The sequence below is a fragment of the Kitasatospora sp. P5_F3 genome, from assembly GCF_054049135.1.
In genome coordinates this window covers 12,726-30,814 of the sequence record NZ_JBFUMY010000013.1, presented here as the reverse complement: position 1 = coordinate 30,814, position 18,089 = coordinate 12,726, and the positions used below count along the sequence as shown (strand labels likewise).

The window sequence follows — 18,089 nt, the reverse complement described above, 5'->3', positions numbered from 1 at the left end:
GGCTCTTCTGGTGACGCGGGTGACGCTTCGGCAGCTTTCGAGCACGGCGAAACTCCTGCGAACGGCCTCCCGATGAGTGGGGTGGGGAGGCGCGGGTGAGGGTAAGCCGCCGGCCGGTGGCGCGATGAATGTGACATGCCCACCGTTGTTACCGCTAGGTATCCGACCAGAGTTTCTTCCACGACTTATGTCGGGTGATGGGCCGACTACACCCGGTATGTCAGCTCGCCCGCACCAACCAGCCGCCGACCCTGCCGCCGGCCCCGCCCTCAGCCCAGCCGGGAGCCCGCCCGGGCCGGGAGCAGCACCGCCGCCAGGTCGGCCGCCAGCGCGGGCGCCAGCTCGGCCGGCAGCGCGGCCACCGTCAGCCGGACGGCGGGCGGCGACTGCAGCCGGAACCGGGCCCCGGGAGCGGCCACCCAGCCCCGCTGCGCCAGCCCGGCGATCACGCCGGACTCCTCGGGGACGGGCACCCAGACGTTCAGCCCACTGGCGCCGTACGCCGTGATGCCGTGCCCGGCCAGCGCGGTCAGCACCGCCTCCCGCCGGGCCCGGTAGACCGCGGCCACCGAGCCGGCCGGAGCCGCGTCGGTGCGCCAGAGTTCGGCCACCGTGCGCTGGAGCAGCAGGCTGACCCAGCCGCTGTCCAGCCGCTGACGGCCCATCACCCGCCCGATGGTGGTCTCGTCCCCGGTCACCACGGCGACCCGCAGGTCGGGCCCGTACGCCTTGGCGGCCGAGCGGACCACCGCCCAGTGCGGGGTGTCGGCGGTGGCCACCGCCTGGTAGGGCTGGTCCACGATGCCGTGCCCGTGGTCGTCCTCGATCACCAGCGTGCCGGGGTGCCGGGCCAGCACCGTGCGCAGCTCGGCCGCCCGGGCGGGGGTGACGGCGGCGCCGGTCGGGTTCTGCGCCCGGACGGTGATCACCACAGCCCGGGCGCCGCCGGTCAGCGCGGCGGCCAGTGCCTCGGGCAGCGGACCCTGGTCGTCGAGCCGGACGGGGGCGGGGCGCAGCCCGAGCGCGGGCAGCTGGTCCAGCAGGCTGCCCCAGCCCGGGTCCTCCACCGCTACCGAATCGCCGGGCCGCAGCGCGGAGTTGAGCAACCGTCCGATGGTGTCCAGGGCGCCGGAGCAGACCGCGAGCGCGCCCTCGGGCACGCCGTCGGCCAGGAAGCCGGCCCGGGCCAGGGCGAGCAGCCCGGGGTCGGCGACCGGGTCCCCGTACAGCACCGGGTGCGCGTCACCGGCGGCGGCCGCGAGGGCCAGCGCGGGGGTGAGCGCGGGTAGCAGGGCCGGGTCGGGGTTGCCGTCGGCGAGGTTCCGGGCGCCGGCCGGGACCGGGATCGGGATCTGGTCGCGCGGGCTGGTGACCGGCCGGGGCAGCACCCGGCTGCCCTTGCGCCCGGCGGTCTCGATCACGCCCCGGTCGCGCAGCAGCCGGTAGGCGGCGGCCACCGTGTTGGGGTTCACGCCGAGCTCGACCGCGAGGTCGCGCAGCGGCGGCAGCGCCGCCCCTGGTTGCAGCCCGCCCGAGCTGACGGCCTGTTCGATGTCGGCGGCGATCTCACTGGCACGGCGACCCTTGATCGGATATTCTCCTAGCACAAACACGAGTATGCACTAGTACATAGAGGTTGTCATGTCAGACACGGCTTCGTACACCCGGAACGAGCGCACCACCCCGACTCGCTATCGCGACCGGGCCACCTGGGAGCAGGACGCGATCCACGCCATCCTGGACGCGGCCTACATCTGCCACCTCGGCTTCGTCGCCGACGGCGCCCCGGTGGTGCTCCCGACCATCTTCGCCCGGGTCGGCGACCGCCTCTACGTGCACGGCTCCACCGGCAGCCGCCCGATGCGCGGCGCAGCGGGCCAGGGCATGCCGGTCTGCGTCACCGTCACTCTGGTCGACGGTCTGGTGCTGACCAAGTCCGCCTTCAACCACTCCGTCAACTTCCGCTCGGTGGTGGCCCACGGCATCGCCCAGCAGGTCACCGACCCCGAGGAGCTGGCGGTGGCCCTGGACGCCCTGGTCGACCACAGCATCCCCGGCCGCTCGGGCGAGGTCCGCCGGCCGAACGCCAAGGAGCTGGCCAAGACCGCCGTGGTCCGGCTGGTGCTCGACGAGGTCTCGGCCAAGACCCGGGCGGACGGCGCGGACGACGACGAGGAGGACCTCGGCCTGCCGTACTGGGCCGGCGTGATCCCGGTCCGCACCGTGCACGGCACTCCCGAGCCGGACGCCTCCACCACCATCCCGCTGCCCGCCCACCTGCAGGACTTCCGAAGCTGAGGAGCTCGCTGTGCTGATCAGATCCTGGGACCGCGGCAGCGAGCAGGAGTGGCGCCACTGGCTCGCGGACGGCCGCGACTTCGGGCTGCTGGCCGCCAACGGCACCGACGGCCGGGGGCCGGTCCTGGTGCCGACCCACTTCCTGCTGGCCGGCGACGAGATCGTGCTGCACCTCGGCGCCCCCAACCCGTTCTGGGCGGCGATCCGCGCCGACCCGAAGGTCACCCTGGCGGTCACCGACGACTACGCCTTCGCCCCTGGGGCCTGGCGCGCCGAGCCGTACGTGCCGACCAGCTACTACGCCTCGGTGCACTTCTCCTGCACCGCCGAGGCGGTCGAAGACGCGGCCGGCAAGGCCGACATCCTGAACCGCCAGCTCGCCCACTTCGAGCCCGACTGGCCCGGCAGCACTCCGGTGACGCCGGGTCAGGAGCCGTACGGGAGCCAGCTGTCCGGCATCCGGGGGCTGCGGCTGACCATCGACCGGGTGGACGCCAAGTTCAAGTACGACGACAAGAAGCCGGTCGAGCAGCAGGCGGGTTTCGCCGACCGGCTGGCCGAGCGCGGCACCGGACGGGACGCGGGGGCCAGGGAGCAGCTGCTGCGGCGCAACGCCCAGCGGGCGAGCTGCCCGCTGGGCTGACCCACCCCCAGCTGCCATCGCCGGATACGACATTTAGTCAGATCAACGACAGAACACGCTTTTTGCGCGGCCGACTGGTGAAATAAGGGATATTCCCTGCCCAATCGGCCACTCTGCTGGGCCGTCGAACCTCAGGAGCGCGTCGTGTCCACCGGCTCTCCGGTCCAGTCGGCCGATCAGGCCCATCTGGGTCACGTGGTCTTCATCTCGGCGGCCGCCGCCATGGGCGGCTTCCTGTTCGGCTACGACAGTGCCGTGATCAACGGTGCGGTGACGGGTATTCAGAACCACTTCGCCGTCGGCAACGGCGAGACCGCCTTCGTGGTGGCCATCGCACTGCTCGGCTCGGCGGTCGGCGCGGTGCTGGCCGGGCGGCTGGCCGACCACCTGGGCCGGGTCAGGACGATGCTGCTGGCCGCGACCCTGTTCGCGATCAGCGGCATCGGCTCGATGTTCCCGCCCAGCATCGAGGTGCTGGGCTTCTGGCGGGTGATCGGCGGCATCGCGATCGGCATCGCCTCGGTGATCGCCCCGACCTACATCGCCGAGGTCGCCCCGACCGCCTACCGCGGCCGACTGGCCTCCTTCCAGCAGCTCGCCATCGTGCTCGGCATCACCGTCTCCCAGCTCGCCAACTGGGCGCTGAACGAGGCGGCCGGCGGCTCCTCCAACGGCCACCTCGGCGGCATCCAGGCCTGGCAGTGGATGCTCGGCGTGGAGACGATCCCGGCCCTGGTGTACGGCCTGATGGCGCTGGCCATCCCCGAGTCGCCGCGCTTCCTGATCGCCGACCGCCGGGAGGAGCAGGCCCGCAAGGTGCTGCTCGAGGTCGAGGGCGACGGTATTGACCTGGACGCCCGGGTGGCCGAGATCCGCGCCGTGCTGGACACCTCGCACAAGCCCCGGCTGAAGGACCTGCTGGGCGGCCGCTTCGGCCTGCTGCCGATCGTCTGGATCGGCATCGGCGCCTCGGTCTTCCAGCAGTTCGTCGGCATCAACGTGATCTTCTACTACTCCTCCTTCCTCTGGCAGTCGGTCGGCATCGACGAGTCCAACTCGCTGCTGATCAGCCTCTCCACCTCGATCGTCAACGTGGTCGGCACCGTGATCGCGATCGCCCTGGTCGACCGGATCGGCCGCAAGCCGCTGGCGCTGGCCGGCTCGGTCGGCATGGCCGCCGCACTGGCCACCGCCGCCTGGGCGTTCTCCTACCGGAACGGCACCGGCGACACCGCCACCCTGGACGACACCCACGCCACCGTCGCGCTGGTCGCCGCGCACGTCTTCGTGTTCTGCTTCGCCTTCTCCTGGGGCGTGGTGGTCTGGGTCCTGCTGGGCGAGATGTTCCCCAACAAGATCCGCGCACTGGCCCTCTCGGTGGCGGCCTCGGCCCAGTGGATCGCCAACTGGGCGATCACCGTCAGCTTCCCGAGCCTCTCGGACTGGAACCTCTCCGCCACCTACGTCATCTACGCGACCTTCGCCCTGCTCTCCATCCCCTTCGTGGCGTACTGCATCAAGGAGACCAAGGGCCGGAGCCTGGAGGAGATGGGCTGACTCCGGACCCTGCGTCCAAACGTCATCAGGCCAGAGCGGCCAGCTCTGTCCTGATAATCGGATGACACCGTCCGCCGGTCCGGCGATAGTCACCGGATGAACAGCACCCGCTTCCCCTGGGCCGGCCGGAACTACCGGGTCCAGACCGCCGCCACCGTGATCAGCGGCATCGGAACCTCGGGTGCGCCGATCGCCACCGCGTTCGCCGTGCTCGCACTCGGCGGCACGGTCACCGAGGTCGGCTACGTGACGGCGGCCCGGATCGTCCCGATGGTGCTGCTGCTCCTGCTCGGCGGCGCGCTGGCCGACCGGCTCCCCCGGCACCATGTGATGGTCGCCGCCAACCTGTTCAGCTCGCTCTCCCAGGCGGTGCTGGCCGTCCTGGTGCTGACCGGCGAGGCGGGCCTCTGGCACCTGCTGCTGCTCTCCGCGGCCGGCGGTGTCGGCTTCGCGTTCTACGCCCCGGCCGCCGAGGGCATGATCATGGAGTCGGTGGCCAAGGAGCACTCCGCCCGCGCCTTCGCGGTCTTCCGGATGGCGCTGAACGGTGCTCAGATCGGCGGCGCGGCCCTCGGCGGCGCGCTGGTCGCGGCGGTCGGCCCGGGCTGGGTGCTGGCCATCGACGCCGGCACCTTCCTGGGCGCCGCCGCCCTGCGGCTGCTGCTCGACCTGGACGCCCCGGTACGGCAGGCCGACGGCGGCGGTCTGCTGGCCGATCTCCGGGAGGGCTGGCGGGAGTTCACCGGCCGCCGCTGGCTCTGGGTGGTGGTGCTCCAGTTCAGCGTGCTGATGGCGGCGCTCGGCGCGGTCGAGTCGGTGTACGGCCCGGTGGTCGCCAAGGAGCGGCTCGGCGGCGCGGACGCCTGGGGCCTGGCGCTGGCCGCCTTCGGCCTCGGGCTGCTGGCGGCCGGTCCGCTGATGGTCCGTTGGCAGCCACAGCGGATCCTGCTGGTCGGCAACTACGGGGTCTTCCTGTTCGCCCTACCCGCCGTCGCACTCGCCGCCGGGGCCTCACTGCCCGTGCTCTCGGTTGCGATGTTCCTCAGCGGGGCCGGCATCACCGTCTTCGGCGTCAACTGGATGGTCGCGCTCCAGCAGGAGATCCCGCCGGAGCTGTTCTCCCGGGTGGCCGCCTACGACCACTTCGGCTCGATCGGCCTGATGCCGCTCGGCACCGCCGCGGCGGGCCCGGTCGCCCTGATCCTCGGCATGGAGGGCGCGCTCTGGACCTGCGCGGCGCTGATCGCCCTGCTCGCGCTGCTGGTGCTGGCCGAGCCCCAGGTCCGCCGCCTCCGCCGGGCCGCCCCGGACCTCGTACCGGAACGGGAAACCGTCACTTCCGGGTGACACCAGGCAACCGTCCCCCGGATTCGTTCGTCCGACCATGTGACAACGGTGTCATCTTGGGGGGAGCCAAATGCCAAAGCCGCTGCTGTTCCTGGACGTCGACGGAGTCCTCAACCCGGTCTGCCCGCACCCCGACGCGGGCTTCGACTCGCACACGCTGCTCGGCTACGCGGTGCTGCTCTCGGCCCGGCACGCCGCCTGGCTGCGCGAGCTTGCCGAGGCGTACGAGCTCTGCTGGGCCACCACCTGGGAGGAGCACGCAAACATCCACATCGCCCCGGCGCTCGGCCTGCCCCGGCTGCCGGTGGTCCGGTTCTCCGGGTACGTGCCACAGCCGGACGACCCGAAGATCCCGGTGCTCGACCTGATCGCCGCGCACAAGTGGGCCCCGCTGCTCCGGTACGCCGACGGCCGCCCGTTCGCCTGGGTGGACGACGTGATCCCGGGCAGCCTGCTGCGCCGCTCGCTGCTGCGCCGGGACCGGCTGCTGCTGCCGGTCGACCCGGGCCAGGGCCTGCAGCGCCAACACGTCGACCGGCTGCTGCAACGGCCGCCCGCCGCCGGACGGTTGGGGCAACGCTGTGCCTGACGGCCCGTCAGCCCGTCGGCAGCCAGCTCACGTGACCCGCCAACAGGGCGTACCCCACGAAGGCCACCGTGTCGATCAGGCCGTGCGCCACCACCAGCGGCATCACCCGGCCCCAGCGGCGGTAGAGCAGGCAGAACACCACGCCCATCACCATGTTGCCGATCAGCCCGCCGATGCCCTGGTAGAGGTGGTAAGAGCCGCGCAGCACCGCGCTGGTGACCACCATCGCGGGCCAGCTCCAGCCGAGCTGCCCTAGCCGCCGGAGCAGGAAGCCGAGCACGATCACCTCTTCGGCGATCGAGTTCTCCCAGGCCGAGCAGATCAGCACCGGCACCCGCCACCAGACGTCCGGCAGGCCGGACGGGGCCACGGTCAGGTTGACCCCGGCCGCCTGCGAGGCCAGGTAGAACAGCAGGCCGGTGCCGCCGATCGCGGCCGCCACCGCCGTGCCCCGGCCCAGGTCGCGCCACTTCTGCCGGAGGTCGAAGCCGAGCACCCGCAGCGAGACGCCCTCGCGCACCAGCAGGTAGCCGACCAGGGCGACCGGCATCAGGCCGCGCAGGATGTAGTACAGCTGCCAGGCCAGGTCCAGCCATGGGCGGCCGGGCGCACGCGAGCCGTTCAGGGTGGCCACCTGCTTGGCCAGCTGCGCGGGCTCGGTGACCGATCCCAGGAAGCTGATCAGCGCGCCCAGCCCGCTCATCCCGAACGACAGCCCGAGCACCACCAGCAGCTCGATCCCGAGCAGCTTCCGCGAGATCCCGGCGGTCCCGGGCGGGGTCGATACGGTGGTCACCTGGTCTCCCACAACGATGATCGGCCCGGCGATGCGCCGGGCCGATCATCCTCGCACACGGGCCTGAGAGCCGGTCAGCCCTTGATCGGCGAGCTGTCCAGACGGACGTGGTCGACCGCCCAGAACCAGTTGTTGCCCGCGTCGTACATCCGGAACTTCAGCGTCACCGAGGACGCGCCCGCCGGCACGGCGAACTGCCGGGTCACGAACGAGTTCTGGACGTCCTTGCCCGCGTTGTCGTTGCCCGTCGCGTCGGAGCTGTAGAACACCACCCGGGCCTCCTGGCCGGTGTCGAAGACGGCCGTCACAGCGGCCTTCTGCGGAGCCTCCTGCCGGTAGTGCGAGTCGAAGCCCAGGTGCAGCGTGCCCACCCCCGCCGGGATCGCCACCGCCGGGGAGACCAGCGTGGAGTCGAAGCGGCCCTTGCCGGACGGCGCGCCGGTGTCGTCCCAGTCGTCCGGGTCGGCCACGGCCAGGATGCCCAGGCCCCGGGTGAAGGCGCCCCGGTCCTGCCCGGCCGGTACGGACCAGGCCCGCTTGGTGTGGAAGGTCCAGCCCTGCAGCCGGGCGGTGCCCTGCGGCATGCCCGCCGCGTTGACCACCGACCAGCCCTGCGGGGCCTGCCCGGTCCAGCCGGAGACGGTGCCGACCGGCTGGAGCAGCGGGGCCAGCGACTCGAAGTCCTCGCCGAGCAGGTGACCGGCCATCACCGGAGCGGTCCGGGCGGCCAGTTCGCCGTCGGCGAGCACGAACCGCTCCCCGGCCCGGGCCCGGGCGGTGACCAGGATGCGGTGGGCGGCGCCGTCCGGCAGCACGGCGGGCGGCTGCACCTCCCACTCGGCGGTCGCGGTGGCACCCTCGGCCAGACCGGCCGGCGGTGCGGTGACCACCGCGGCGGTCCAGCCCGGCGGCAGCACCGGCGTGGCCTCGATGCCCGCCAGCGCGGCGGTGGCGGTGAACCGCGCGGTCACCCGGGCGGCCTTGCCCTGGATCAGGATCGGCTCGTCGATGGTGGCCGAGGCCGCGCCGAGCGCCACGTCCAGGGTGAGCGCGTCGGCCAGGCCCATCGCGGGGTCGGTCACGCCCTGCTCCTGCCCGGGCATCCGTCCGGCGTAGCGCCGACGGAACGTCAGGTCGTCCTGCACCGAGACCGCCAGGTCGTACCAGCCCTCGCGGCCGACCGGGACCCGGACCGGCCGGGAGTCCTGCCCGGTGATCCGGACCTCCTGCACCCCGCCGCCGTACGCCAGGTCGCCGACCAGGAAGACCTGCGGGCTCTTCGAACGGTTGATCAGCTGGAACTCCAGCACCCGCTCGGCACCGGACTCCGCCTCCAGCTCCACCTCGTACGCCCCGGCGGCGTCGCCGCGCAGGTGCCAGAGCGCGCCATTCGGGCCGTGCACCCGCAGGTCGTACCCCTCAGGACCGATCTGCCAGCTGTCGGCGAGCTTCTCCTTCGCCCCCACCGTGTAGTGCCGGGGCGGCGTGCCGGGCTCGGGGTAGGCGGCGAACACCGCACCCTGCTTGCCGTGGTTGGCCAGGTCCAGGGTCAGCTGCCCCTTGTGCACCTTGGGCCTGAGCTGGAGCGCGTACGGGGTCGGCCGGGCGGTCCGGGTGCCGGTCTGCTGCTTCGGCAGGGTCTGCGGGCTGGGCACCTTCGGGGCGGGCAGCTTGCCGGTGTCGGTGACCTTCTGCCGGTTGCCGCTGGTGTCGGGCAGCTGCGGCCAGACCGGGTCGCGGCCGGAGAAGTCGAAGACCGACGTCAGGTCACCGGTGACGGCCCGCCGCCAGGGGCTGATGTTCGGCTCGGCGACGCCGAAGCGCTGCTCCAGGAAGCGGATCACCGAGGTGTGGTCGTAGACGGTGGAGTCCACCACGCCGCCCCGGGTCCACGGCGAGACGACCACCATCGGCACCCGCACGCCCAGGCCCATCGGGTACGGGCCTGACACCACGCTCTCCCCCTCGGGCAGGGTGTCGGACCAGGTGAGCGCGCCGTCGGCGGCCTTCACCCGGTACCGGCCGTCCTGGCCGACCACCCGGTGGTAAGTGGAGCTGCCCTTGCTGACCCGGACCACCACCTCGCCGTCCACCGGCACGGTGGACTTGCCGCGCCCGGCGGCCAGCGGCGGCACCGGGGGCAGCAGGTGGTCGATGAAGCCGCCGTGCTCGTCGTAGTTGAGGATGAAGACGGTCTTGGCCCACACCTCGGGCCTGGCGGCCAGCGCGGAGAGCAGCCGGGCGGTCAGGTGCTCGCCGTTCGGCGGCGCGTAGTTGGCGTGCTCGGAGAGTGCGGCGGGGGCGACCAGCCAGGAGACCTGCGGCAGCCGGTCGGCCTGGATGTCGGCGGTGAACGCCTGGACCAGCGCGTCACCCATCGCGAACGGGTCCTTCTCCTTGGCCGGGTCGCCGGCCATCCGCATCCCGCGCTCGTACAGCGACTCCCCCGGCTTGGCCTGCTGGAACGGCGCGAACCAGGCGAGCGCGTTGTCGTCGTAGTTGTCCAGTGCCTGGTAGGTCTTCCAGCTGATCCCGGCCCGCTCGAGCCGCTCGGCGTAGCTGGTCCACTCGTAGCCGCCGGGGACGTAGCTGTTGTCCGTCACCGGGACGTCCCGCACGGTGCCGCCGCTGGTGCCGGTCATGAAGTGGTCGCGGTTGGTGTTGGTGTTGCACTGCACCGAGGCGTGGTAGGCGTCGCAGGTGGTGAAGACCGAGGCGATCGCGTTGTAGAACGGCATGTCGGCGGGCTCGTAGTAGCCCTGGCCGAGCCAGCCGCCGGAGCGGCGGGAGACCGCGCCGTCGGCCAGACCGTCGTTCCACGCCTTCATCGAGTCGACGAAGCCGAAGGCCGGCGCGCCCTGCTGGTACGCGCTGGTGTGCGCGGCGTTCATCGGGAACGGCAGCAGGTGGCCCTCCTTGCGGGACGGGTCCGGCTGGTGGAACAGCGAGCGGCCGTTCACCCCGCGCACCGCGGCCCGGTCGCCGAAGCCGCGTACCCCGGGCAGGGTGCCGAAGTAGTGGTCGAACGCGCGGTTCTCCTGCATCAGCACCACCACGTGCTGAATGTCCGTCAGCCGCCCCGGCTTCCCGGGGGCGGCCAGCGCCTCCCGGACGCTGAGCGGCAGGGCGGACAGCACGGCGGCCGCGGCGGCGCCGCCGAGCAGGGTGCGACGCGAGACTTCGGGACTCATCGGGGTACTCCTCGTACACGGCACTGGGCCTGGGGATCGGCCCGGACCAGACATGTCTAAGTGCCCGAGGTGTACGCGTCCCGGTGATCACATGACGCCGCGATGACGAAGTTGTCTGGACAACCTGACAGCCGATCAGCCCACCGGCCAGGTGTGCACCGGCTCGCCGCCGCGCATGTGCTCCAGGTAACGCCTGGTCATCGCGGCGATCGCCGAGGAGCGGTCCATCCCGTACCGCTCGCGCAGCACGTGCACGGTGGCGGCCTGCCAGGAGGCGCCGTTGGTCCGGCGCAGGCAGCGCTGCTCGATGATGCCGAGGTAGCGGTCCCGGTCGCCCGGCTCGATGCCCCACTCGTCCAGGCCCTGCTTCGCCATCGGGAGCAGCTCGTTCAGCACCAGGTCGGTTGCTGCCACCGGGACGGTCCCCCGGGCGCCCCGGCCGGCCTTCGGCCACTGGATCACCGCGTCGATGCCGTACCGGGCGGCGGTGTGGAAGTTCTCGTCCGCCTGGGCGAACGGCAGCCTGGTCCAGATCGGCCGGGGCTGTTCGGCGAGCACCCGGACCAGGCCGTAGTAGAAGGCGGCGTTGGCCAGCGTGTCGACCACGGTCGGCCCGGCGGGCAGGCAGCGGTTCTCCACCCGCAGGTGCGGCACGCCGTCGGCGACGTCGTAGACCGGGCGGTTCCAGCGGTAGATGGTGCCGTTGTGCAGGCGCATCTCGGCCAGTTTCGGGATCCCGCCGGAGGCCAGCACCTTGGCCGGGTCCTCGTCGTCGCAGATCGGCAGCAGGGCGGGGAAGTAGCGCTGGTTCTCCGTGAACAGGTCGAGCGCGGAGTCCACCCAGCGCTCGCCGAACCAGGTGATCGGGCGGACGCCCTGCGCCTTGAGCTCCGCCGAACGGGTGTCGCAGGCCTGCTGGAACAGCACCGGCCTGGTCTCCCGCCAGAGCTCGCGGCCGAACAGGAACGGCGAGTTGGCCCCGAGTGCGAGCTGCACCGAGGAGATCGCCTGGGCCGCGTTCCAGACCGAGGCGAAGCGCTCCGGGGTGACCTGGAGGTGCAGTTGCAGTGAGGTGGCGGCGGCCTCGGCGACCATCGTGACGGACTCGACGGTGAGCCGCTCGACCCCCTCGATGTCCAGCGCGATGTCCTCGCCGCGGGCGGCCAGTATCTGGTCGCTGAGCAGGGTGTACCGGTCGTTGTGGGACATCGCGTCCAGGCCGGTGTGGTCCAGGTCCAGGGTCGGCAGGATGCCGACCATCGCGATCCTGGCGCCGACCTCCTCGGCCTTCCGGTCGGCGTAGCGCAGCCCGGTGTCGATCTCCTCGCGCAGCTCGTCCAGCACATGGCCGGTGAGCCGGCGGGCGGCGATGTTCAGTTCGATGTTGAACTGGCCCAGCTCGGTCTGGAAGTCACCGGAGGCGATCGCGGCCAGCACCTGCTCGTTGCGCATCACCGGGCGGCCCAGGTCATCGGCCAGGTTGAGCTCGATCTCCAGGCCGACCATGGCCTTCGGCCGGTCGAAACGCCCCTCGCGCAGCATCCGCTCCAGCGCGTCCAGACAGGACTGGAGCTTTCGGCGGTACAACTGCCGATCGGACAGTTCCGCGCGAGTAGCCACGACCTTCTCGCCCATGGGTGCCCCTTCACCTAGGTCGACCGTCCCTGCATCATGCCCCACCGGAAGATCCCTAGCCCGTACCCGAACAGAGCGGCCGAACAAGGTTGTTGACGGCGCGTCAGCGAATTCCTGGCTTGCTATCGCATACCGAACGTGATATGAAGGTCACCCTGTGCACCTGTTCGAGTAGAATTCGCACAGCTCCCGCCCGGCGCTCGCCGCTCCCGAAGCCCTCGCGACGGCAGGCCCGCGCCCACGCCGCGATCATGCCCAACCGGACACGGCCCAGGCTCCGCCAGCGCCATGCCGGTATGCCGCACTCGCACGCCGATCTAGCACGGAGAGGCGACCCGCCATGACCATGCAGACGCCCCAGCCCCCGTTGAGCGCCCTGCGCGCCGTCCTCGGCGCACTGGATTCCGAAGCCGCGCTCAGCCCGCCCTCGGCCACCGCCCTGCGCGGCGCCGAGCGGCTGCTACCCGCGCACCCGCTCGCGGTGCACGTGCTCGACGAGCCCGGTGCCGCCCTGGCCACCGCCCGCCGAACGGGCTGGCGCTTCCTGATCCGATCCGGCAACGAGACCGCCGCGGCGGCCGAGGTGCTCGAGTCGGCGGACGGCCATACCTTTTCGCACTTCACCGCCGGGCCCTACCTCGACTCCACCCTGCGCGCGCTGCGCCAGGCCGGGCAGCTCGCCCTCGCCTCCCGGGCCAGGCACCAGCCCCGGCTGCTCTCCATGCCGGGCCACTACGCCACCGCGCTCTGGCTGCACCATCCCGAGCCGGGGCCCTCGGTCGACCTGCTGATCCCGCTCGCCCCGGCACCGCTCGGCATCACCGCACACCGGGTCTACCCGGCCGGCGAGCTGCTCGCCCTGCTGGCCCGGCCGCTGGCCCTCGGCCGCTCCTGAGACACAGGCCCCCCGAACGGGCCATCGGCGCCGCCCCGAACGGGCCGTCCGCCGATGGCCCGTTCCGTACTGCCCGGCACCGGGTGCCATCTGAACGGGTGATCCCCGAGATCCAGTTGTGGCGCATGTCACGAAATCGCTGCGGGATGCTCTCGGGATGACGACACTGGGAACCGACGCGGGGGGCGACCTGTCCTACCCGTCGGAGCGCCGGTTCACACCTGGGCCGGGCAGAGGGGATCGGATCGACGGGGTGGGGCGCCCAGCGGCTGCCTGTACCCGGCCGACCGGGTCGTAAGCAGCGAAGCGAGGGTACGAAGATGTGCCAGCACCGTCCTGAGTGTCCGTCAGCGGAGTCCACCGACCACGAGGCCGCCATCACCGTGGCCTGCCACCCCGACCAGGGGTGGAGCCTGCTCTGCAACGGCGTCCTGCTGTTCGACGACACCGGCGAGCTGCTGCCCGACGGCCGAGTGGTCGCCCCGCGCCGCCCGCTGGCGATCGCCTCCTGACCAAACGCCGGGTGCCCCCGACAGCACACGCTGTCGGGGGCACCCGGTCATCGGCTCAGGAGCCGTACTCGTCCAGCGGCGGGCAGGAGCAGACCAGGTTGCGGTCGCCGTACGCGCCGTCGATCCGGCTCACCGGCGGCCAGTACTTGTCCGCCGGGTTCACGCCGGCCGGGAAGACGGCCTCCYGGCGCGAGTAGCCGTGCGTCCACTCACCGGCCATCGTGGCGGCGGTGTGCGGGGCGTTGCGCAGCGGGTTGTCGTCCGCCGCCCACTCGCCGCTGCCGACCTTCTCGATCTCCGCGCGGATCTCGATCATGGTCTCGCAGAACCGGTCGATCTCGCCCAGGTCCTCGGACTCGGTCGGCTCGATCATCAGCGTGCCGGCCACCGGGAAGGACATGGTCGGGGCGTGGAAGCCGTAGTCGATCAGGCGCTTGGCGATGTCGTCCACGGTCACCCCCGTCTCCTTGGTGAGCGGACGCAGGTCGATGATGCACTCGTGCGCGACCAGACCGCCGGGGCCGGTGTAGAGCACCGGGTAGTGCGGGGAGAGCCGCTTGGCGATGTAGTTGGCGTTCAGCACCGCGACCTGGGTGGCGCGCTTGAGGCCCTCGCCGCCCATCAGCCGGACGTACGCCCAGGAGATCGGCAGAATGGCCGCCGAGCCCCACGGAGCGGCCGAGATCGGGCCGACACCGGTGGCCGGGCCCGCCTCGGGCTGCAGCGGGTGGTTCGGCAGGTACGGCGCCAGGTGCGAGCGCACCGCGACCGGGCCGACGCCCGGGCCGCCGCCGCCGTGCGGGATGCAGAAGGTCTTGTGCAGGTTGAGGTGCGAGACGTCCGCGCCGAACTTGCCCGGCTTGGCCAGGCCGACCAGGGCGTTCAGGTTGGCACCGTCGACGTACACCTGGCCGCCGGCCTCGTGCACGGCCGCGCAGATGTCGGTGATCTGGGTCTCGAACACGCCGTGGGTGGACGGGTAGGTGACCATCAGCACGGCGAGCTGGTCGCGGTGCTGCTCGATCTTGGCCTGCAGGTCCTCGACGTCCACGTCGCCGTCGGTCAGGGTCTTCACCACGACCACCCGCATGCCGGCCATCACGGCGGAGGCCGCGTTGGTGCCGTGCGCGGAGGCCGGGATCAGGCAGATGTCACGCTGGGTGTCGCCGTTGGCCCGGTGGTACGCGCGGACCGCGAGCAGACCGGCCAGCTCGCCCTGCGAACCGGCGTTCGGCTGGATGGAGACCGCGTCGTAGCCGGTCACCTCGACCAGCTGCTGCTCCAGCTGCCGGATCAGGGTCAGGAAGCCCTCGGCCTGGTCCACCGGGGCGAACGGGTGCAGCTGGCCGAACTCGGGCCAGGTCACCGGCTCCATCTCGGTGGTCGCGTTGAGCTTCATGGTGCAGGAGCCCAGCGGGATCATGCCGCGGTCCAGCGCGTAGTCCCGGTCCGAGAGGCGGCGCAGGTAGCGCAGCATCGCGGTCTCCGAGCGGTGGCTGTGGAAGACCGGGTGGGTCAGGTACTCGTCCTCGCGCAGCAGCCCGGCGGGCAGCGCGTCGGCGGCCTCGGCGACCTCGGCGGTGACGCCGAAGGCGGCCCAGACGGCGGCCAGGTGCTCACGGGTGGTGGTCTCGTCGCAGGAGATCGAGACCAGGTCCTCCGAAGCCTGGAAGACGTTCACGCCGTTGGCACGGGCGGCGGCCACCACCGCGGCAGCGCGGCCCGGCACCTTGGCGGTGACGGTGTCGAAGAACTGACCGGTGGTCAGCTCGACGCCGCCCGCACGCAGGCCCTCGGCCAGCGCGGCGGCGTAGCGGTGGGTCCGGCGGGCGATGTCGGCCAGGCCGTCCGGGCCGTGGTAGACCGCGTACATCGAGGCCATCACGGCCAGCAGCACCTGGGCGGTGCAGATGTTGGAGGTGGCCTTCTCGCGGCGGATGTGCTGCTCGCGGGTCTGCAGCGCCAGGCGGTAGGCGCGGTTGCCGTCGGCGTCCACCGAGACGCCGACCAGGCGTCCTGGCAGGCTGCGGGCGTACGCGGCGCGGACCGCCAGGTAGCCGGCGTGCGGGCCGCCGAAGCCCATCGGGACACCGAAGCGCTGCGAGGTGCCGCAGGCGATGTCGGCGCCGAGCGAGCCCGGCGACTTGAGCAGGGTGAGCGCCAGCAGGTCGGCGGCGACCGCGACGATCGCGCCCAGGCCGTGCGCCTGCTCGATCACCGGGGCCAGGTCGCGGACCGCGCCGGAGGCACCCGGGTACTGGAGCAGCACGCCGAAGACACCGCGCTCGGCGATCTCGGCCGGGATGCCCTCGGACAGGTCGGCGACGACCACCTCGACCCCGGTCGGCTCGGCCCGGGTCTGGATCACCGCGATGGTCTGCGGCAGGGTGTCGGCGTCGACCAGGAAGACACCGTTCTTGACCTTGCCGACCCGGCGGGCCAGCGCCATCGCCTCGGCGGCGGCGGTGCCCTCGTCGAGCAGCGAGGAACCGGAGGTGTCCAGGCCGGTCAGGTCGGCGACCACGGTCTGGAAGTTGATCAGGGCCTCGAGCCGGCCCTGCGAGATCTCCGGCTGGTACGGCGTGTACGCGGTGTACCAGGCCGGGCTCTCCAGCACGTTGCGCAGGATCACCGGCGGGGTGAAGGTGCCGTAGTAGCCCAGGCCGATCATCGGCTGGAGCACCTGGTTGCGGTCCGCCAGCTCGCGCAGCTCGGCGAGCACCTGCGCCTCGCTGCGGCCGGCCGGCAGGCCGAGCGCGGTCAGGCTCTTGATCGCGTCCGGCACGGCGGCGTCGGACAGCTCGTCCAGCGAGCCGTACCCGACCTGCGCCAGCATCTTCTCCTGGGCGGCGGCGTCGGGGCCGATGTGACGGTTCTCGAAGGGGCTCGACTGCTCGAGCTCGGTGAGGGTCGGCTGGGCATTCATGGGGTCGAGGCCTCCTGGTCACGGACCGGCGGGGGCACGCACGCCGGACGGCAACACCACCGGGGGACGGCGGAGCCGGGGACGAACGAGCCCGTCAGGCCTCCCCCTCTGTCATCGGTACCTGAGAGCTTCGCCCGCACGCGGAGGCCCGGGAGCCGCCCCGTCGGCTTGCACCGTCGGTGAGGGTGGGGTCCGTCGGCTCCCTCGCCGTCGGTCCTGCCCTGCTTTCCAGAGTGACCTACCCCGCACGGTACGGATGCCTGAGAGATTCCGGGGAGGGTTTGCTCCTTCGGCGTCCCCGTGACACCACGTGCAACGGTGCGGGGACTCTCCCGAGCGGGGTCGGCAGTCGCGGCCCAGGGTACCAGCGGAGCGCCGGTTGATCACGGGTGCCCCGGCTCGACTGCCAGGGGTTGTCTGACAATCCGACGTGAATTGTCGGACAACCCCTCCAGCCCCGGACGGGTGCACCTGGCTCGCCACCGTCCCTTTGATGGCTTTTCGTGTGAAGTGCGGCCGTCCAGCTCCTTCGGCCGCCCCCTGACGGTGTGTCAACGGGGCTTTCGTACCTGCTGGAGGACAGCGTGCAGACCGACATCGACCCGCGAGACCTGATCGGCCACAAGGCGGTCGACCGGAACGGCGACAAGATCGGCACGGTCGACGAGGTCTACCTGGACGACGCGACCGGCGAGCCGGAGTGGGCCGCTGTCCGTACCGGGATCTTCGGCCGGGACGCCTTCGTCCCGCTCACCACCAGCGAGTTCTCCGGGGAGGAGCTCAAGGTGCCGTACGACAAGTCGCTGATCAAGGACTCTCCCGACTTCGGGGTCGGCCAGCACCTCTCCCCCGCCCAGGAGCTCCAGCTCTACCGCTACTACGGCCTGGACGCGGGCGGTGCCGTTCCCCCGGCCGCGGCCAGGAACGGGTCGGGGACCAGCCAGGACCTCGACTTCGGCACCCTCAGCAAGGAAACCAGCATGAATGCTTCACCCGCCGCCGCCGCGACCGTGGCGGCCGCCCCGATGGCCTTCACCGCCACCCACGACACCCAGGCCGCCAAGCAGCAGCCCGAGCCGGTCATCACCCCGCCCAACCCCACCGCCACGGTCCCGACCGTGCCCGGCAACGCGCCCGCCGATCCGGTGGAGATCACCTGCCGCGAGGAGCGGCTGGACGTCACCACCGAGTGGCACGTGCTGGGGACGGCCAAGCTGCGCAAGTACGTCACCACCGAGGCCGTCGAGCGCAAGGTGCCGGTGGTGAAGGAACGGGTCCGGGTGGAGCGGGTGCCGGTCACCGAGGCCGAGCGGGCCGCGCTCAGCGAGCAGGAGATCGCCGAGGCGGTCGAGGAGGTGACGCTCCGGGAGGAGCGGCCGGTGGTGCGCAAGTACCTGGCACCGGTCGAGCGGGTCCGGATGGTGGTCGAGCGGTTCACCGAGGAGGCGGTGGTCCGCGACGAGCTGCGCCGCGAGCAGGTGGAGATCCACGACAGCACCACCTCCTCGCCGCCCGCGCCCGCTTCGCCACCGGCGCCCACGTCGCCACCGACGGCCGCCTCGAACACCGGCCAGCTGCGCCCGGAGCCGCTCCGTCCGTCCTGACGCCTCGCCACTTTGCCAAAGCTTCACCAAGCAATATTTGACACAGTGAAGTATCTGACGGCATCTTTACTTCAGTTCATTGACTTTCTCCCACCT

At 71.9% G+C, this 18,089-nt stretch carries 13 protein-coding genes and 1 riboswitch; of the genes, 8 read left to right on the top strand and 5 right to left on the bottom strand.

What is annotated here, in order from left to right:
- Positions 1-269: 269 nt before the first annotated feature.
- Entirely contained in the window at positions 270-1,607 is a 1,338-nt protein-coding gene (locus ACXJMZ_RS11920) for an aminotransferase class I/II-fold pyridoxal phosphate-dependent enzyme (protein ID WP_457029972.1), read from the bottom strand.
- A gap of 34 nt (positions 1,608-1,641) precedes the next feature.
- Between ACXJMZ_RS11920 and ACXJMZ_RS11915 the strand changes: the two genes are divergently transcribed.
- The 5 genes from ACXJMZ_RS11915 (at position 1,642) to ACXJMZ_RS11895 (ending at position 6,434) form a co-directional block, all read left to right on the top strand.
- Positions 1,642-2,298, top strand: a complete 657-nt coding sequence (locus ACXJMZ_RS11915; protein ID WP_457029971.1) for a pyridoxamine 5'-phosphate oxidase family protein — start codon at positions 1,642-1,644, stop codon at positions 2,296-2,298.
- A 10-nt stretch (positions 2,299-2,308) separates the two neighbouring features.
- Positions 2,309-2,941: an FMN-binding negative transcriptional regulator gene (locus ACXJMZ_RS11910; protein ID WP_457029970.1), complete on the top strand. Its 633-nt coding sequence runs from the start codon at positions 2,309-2,311 to the stop codon at positions 2,939-2,941.
- Between the two features lie 144 nt (positions 2,942-3,085).
- A complete protein-coding gene (locus tag ACXJMZ_RS11905; RefSeq protein ID WP_457029969.1) occupies positions 3,086-4,498 on the top strand; it encodes a sugar porter family MFS transporter in 1,413 nt (470 codons plus the stop codon).
- 96 nt (positions 4,499-4,594) lie between these two features.
- Positions 4,595-5,845: an MFS transporter gene (locus tag ACXJMZ_RS11900; protein WP_457029968.1), complete on the top strand. Its 1,251-nt coding sequence runs from the start codon at positions 4,595-4,597 to the stop codon at positions 5,843-5,845.
- Between the two features lie 70 nt (positions 5,846-5,915).
- Positions 5,916-6,434 carry an HAD domain-containing protein gene (locus ACXJMZ_RS11895; protein WP_457029967.1) on the top strand — a complete coding sequence of 173 codons (519 nt, stop codon included), beginning with the start codon at positions 5,916-5,918 and terminating at the stop codon, positions 6,432-6,434.
- Between the two features lie 7 nt (positions 6,435-6,441).
- On the opposite strand, the gene ACXJMZ_RS11890 is transcribed toward ACXJMZ_RS11895, so the two are convergent.
- The 3 genes from ACXJMZ_RS11890 to ACXJMZ_RS11880 all read right to left on the bottom strand — a co-directional run bounded on the left by ACXJMZ_RS11890 (position 6,442) and on the right by ACXJMZ_RS11880 (position 12,056).
- Positions 6,442-7,230, bottom strand: coding sequence for a CPBP family intramembrane glutamic endopeptidase (locus ACXJMZ_RS11890; RefSeq protein WP_457029966.1), 789 nt, complete (start codon positions 7,228-7,230; stop codon positions 6,442-6,444).
- 74 nt (positions 7,231-7,304) lie between these two features.
- Positions 7,305-10,421 carry a phosphocholine-specific phospholipase C gene (locus tag ACXJMZ_RS11885; RefSeq protein WP_457029965.1) on the bottom strand — a complete coding sequence of 1,039 codons (3,117 nt, stop codon included), beginning with the start codon at positions 10,419-10,421 and terminating at the stop codon, positions 7,305-7,307.
- A 135-nt stretch (positions 10,422-10,556) separates the two neighbouring features.
- The gene (locus tag ACXJMZ_RS11880; RefSeq protein WP_457029964.1) at positions 10,557-12,056 is read right to left on the bottom strand and encodes a glutamate-cysteine ligase family protein; all 1,500 of its coding nucleotides are present in this window, start codon (positions 12,054-12,056) and stop codon (positions 10,557-10,559) included.
- Between the two features lie 340 nt (positions 12,057-12,396).
- Between ACXJMZ_RS11880 and ACXJMZ_RS11875 the strand changes: the two genes are divergently transcribed.
- Both ACXJMZ_RS11875 and ACXJMZ_RS11870 read left to right on the top strand, forming a co-directional pair.
- Positions 12,397-12,951, top strand: coding sequence for a hypothetical protein (locus ACXJMZ_RS11875; protein ID WP_457029963.1), 555 nt, complete (start codon positions 12,397-12,399; stop codon positions 12,949-12,951).
- A gap of 320 nt (positions 12,952-13,271) precedes the next feature.
- Positions 13,272-13,463 carry a DUF5999 family protein gene (locus ACXJMZ_RS11870; protein ID WP_057236181.1) on the top strand — a complete coding sequence of 64 codons (192 nt, stop codon included), beginning with the start codon at positions 13,272-13,274 and terminating at the stop codon, positions 13,461-13,463.
- Between the two features lie 55 nt (positions 13,464-13,518).
- Here the strand turns inward: ACXJMZ_RS11870 and gcvP are convergent, their stop codons facing one another.
- Positions 13,519-16,389: an aminomethyl-transferring glycine dehydrogenase gene (gene gcvP / locus ACXJMZ_RS11865; RefSeq protein ID WP_457029962.1), complete on the bottom strand. Its 2,871-nt coding sequence runs from the start codon at positions 16,387-16,389 to the stop codon at positions 13,519-13,521.
- A gap of 238 nt (positions 16,390-16,627) precedes the next feature.
- A riboswitch (glycine riboswitch) is annotated at positions 16,628-16,734 on the bottom strand.
- Between the two features lie 203 nt (positions 16,735-16,937).
- Here gcvP and ACXJMZ_RS11860 point away from each other — a divergent pair.
- The gene (locus ACXJMZ_RS11860) at positions 16,938-17,993 is read left to right on the top strand and encodes a PRC and DUF2382 domain-containing protein (protein ID WP_457029961.1); all 1,056 of its coding nucleotides are present in this window, start codon (positions 16,938-16,940) and stop codon (positions 17,991-17,993) included.
- Positions 17,994-18,089: the final 96 nt, after the last annotated feature.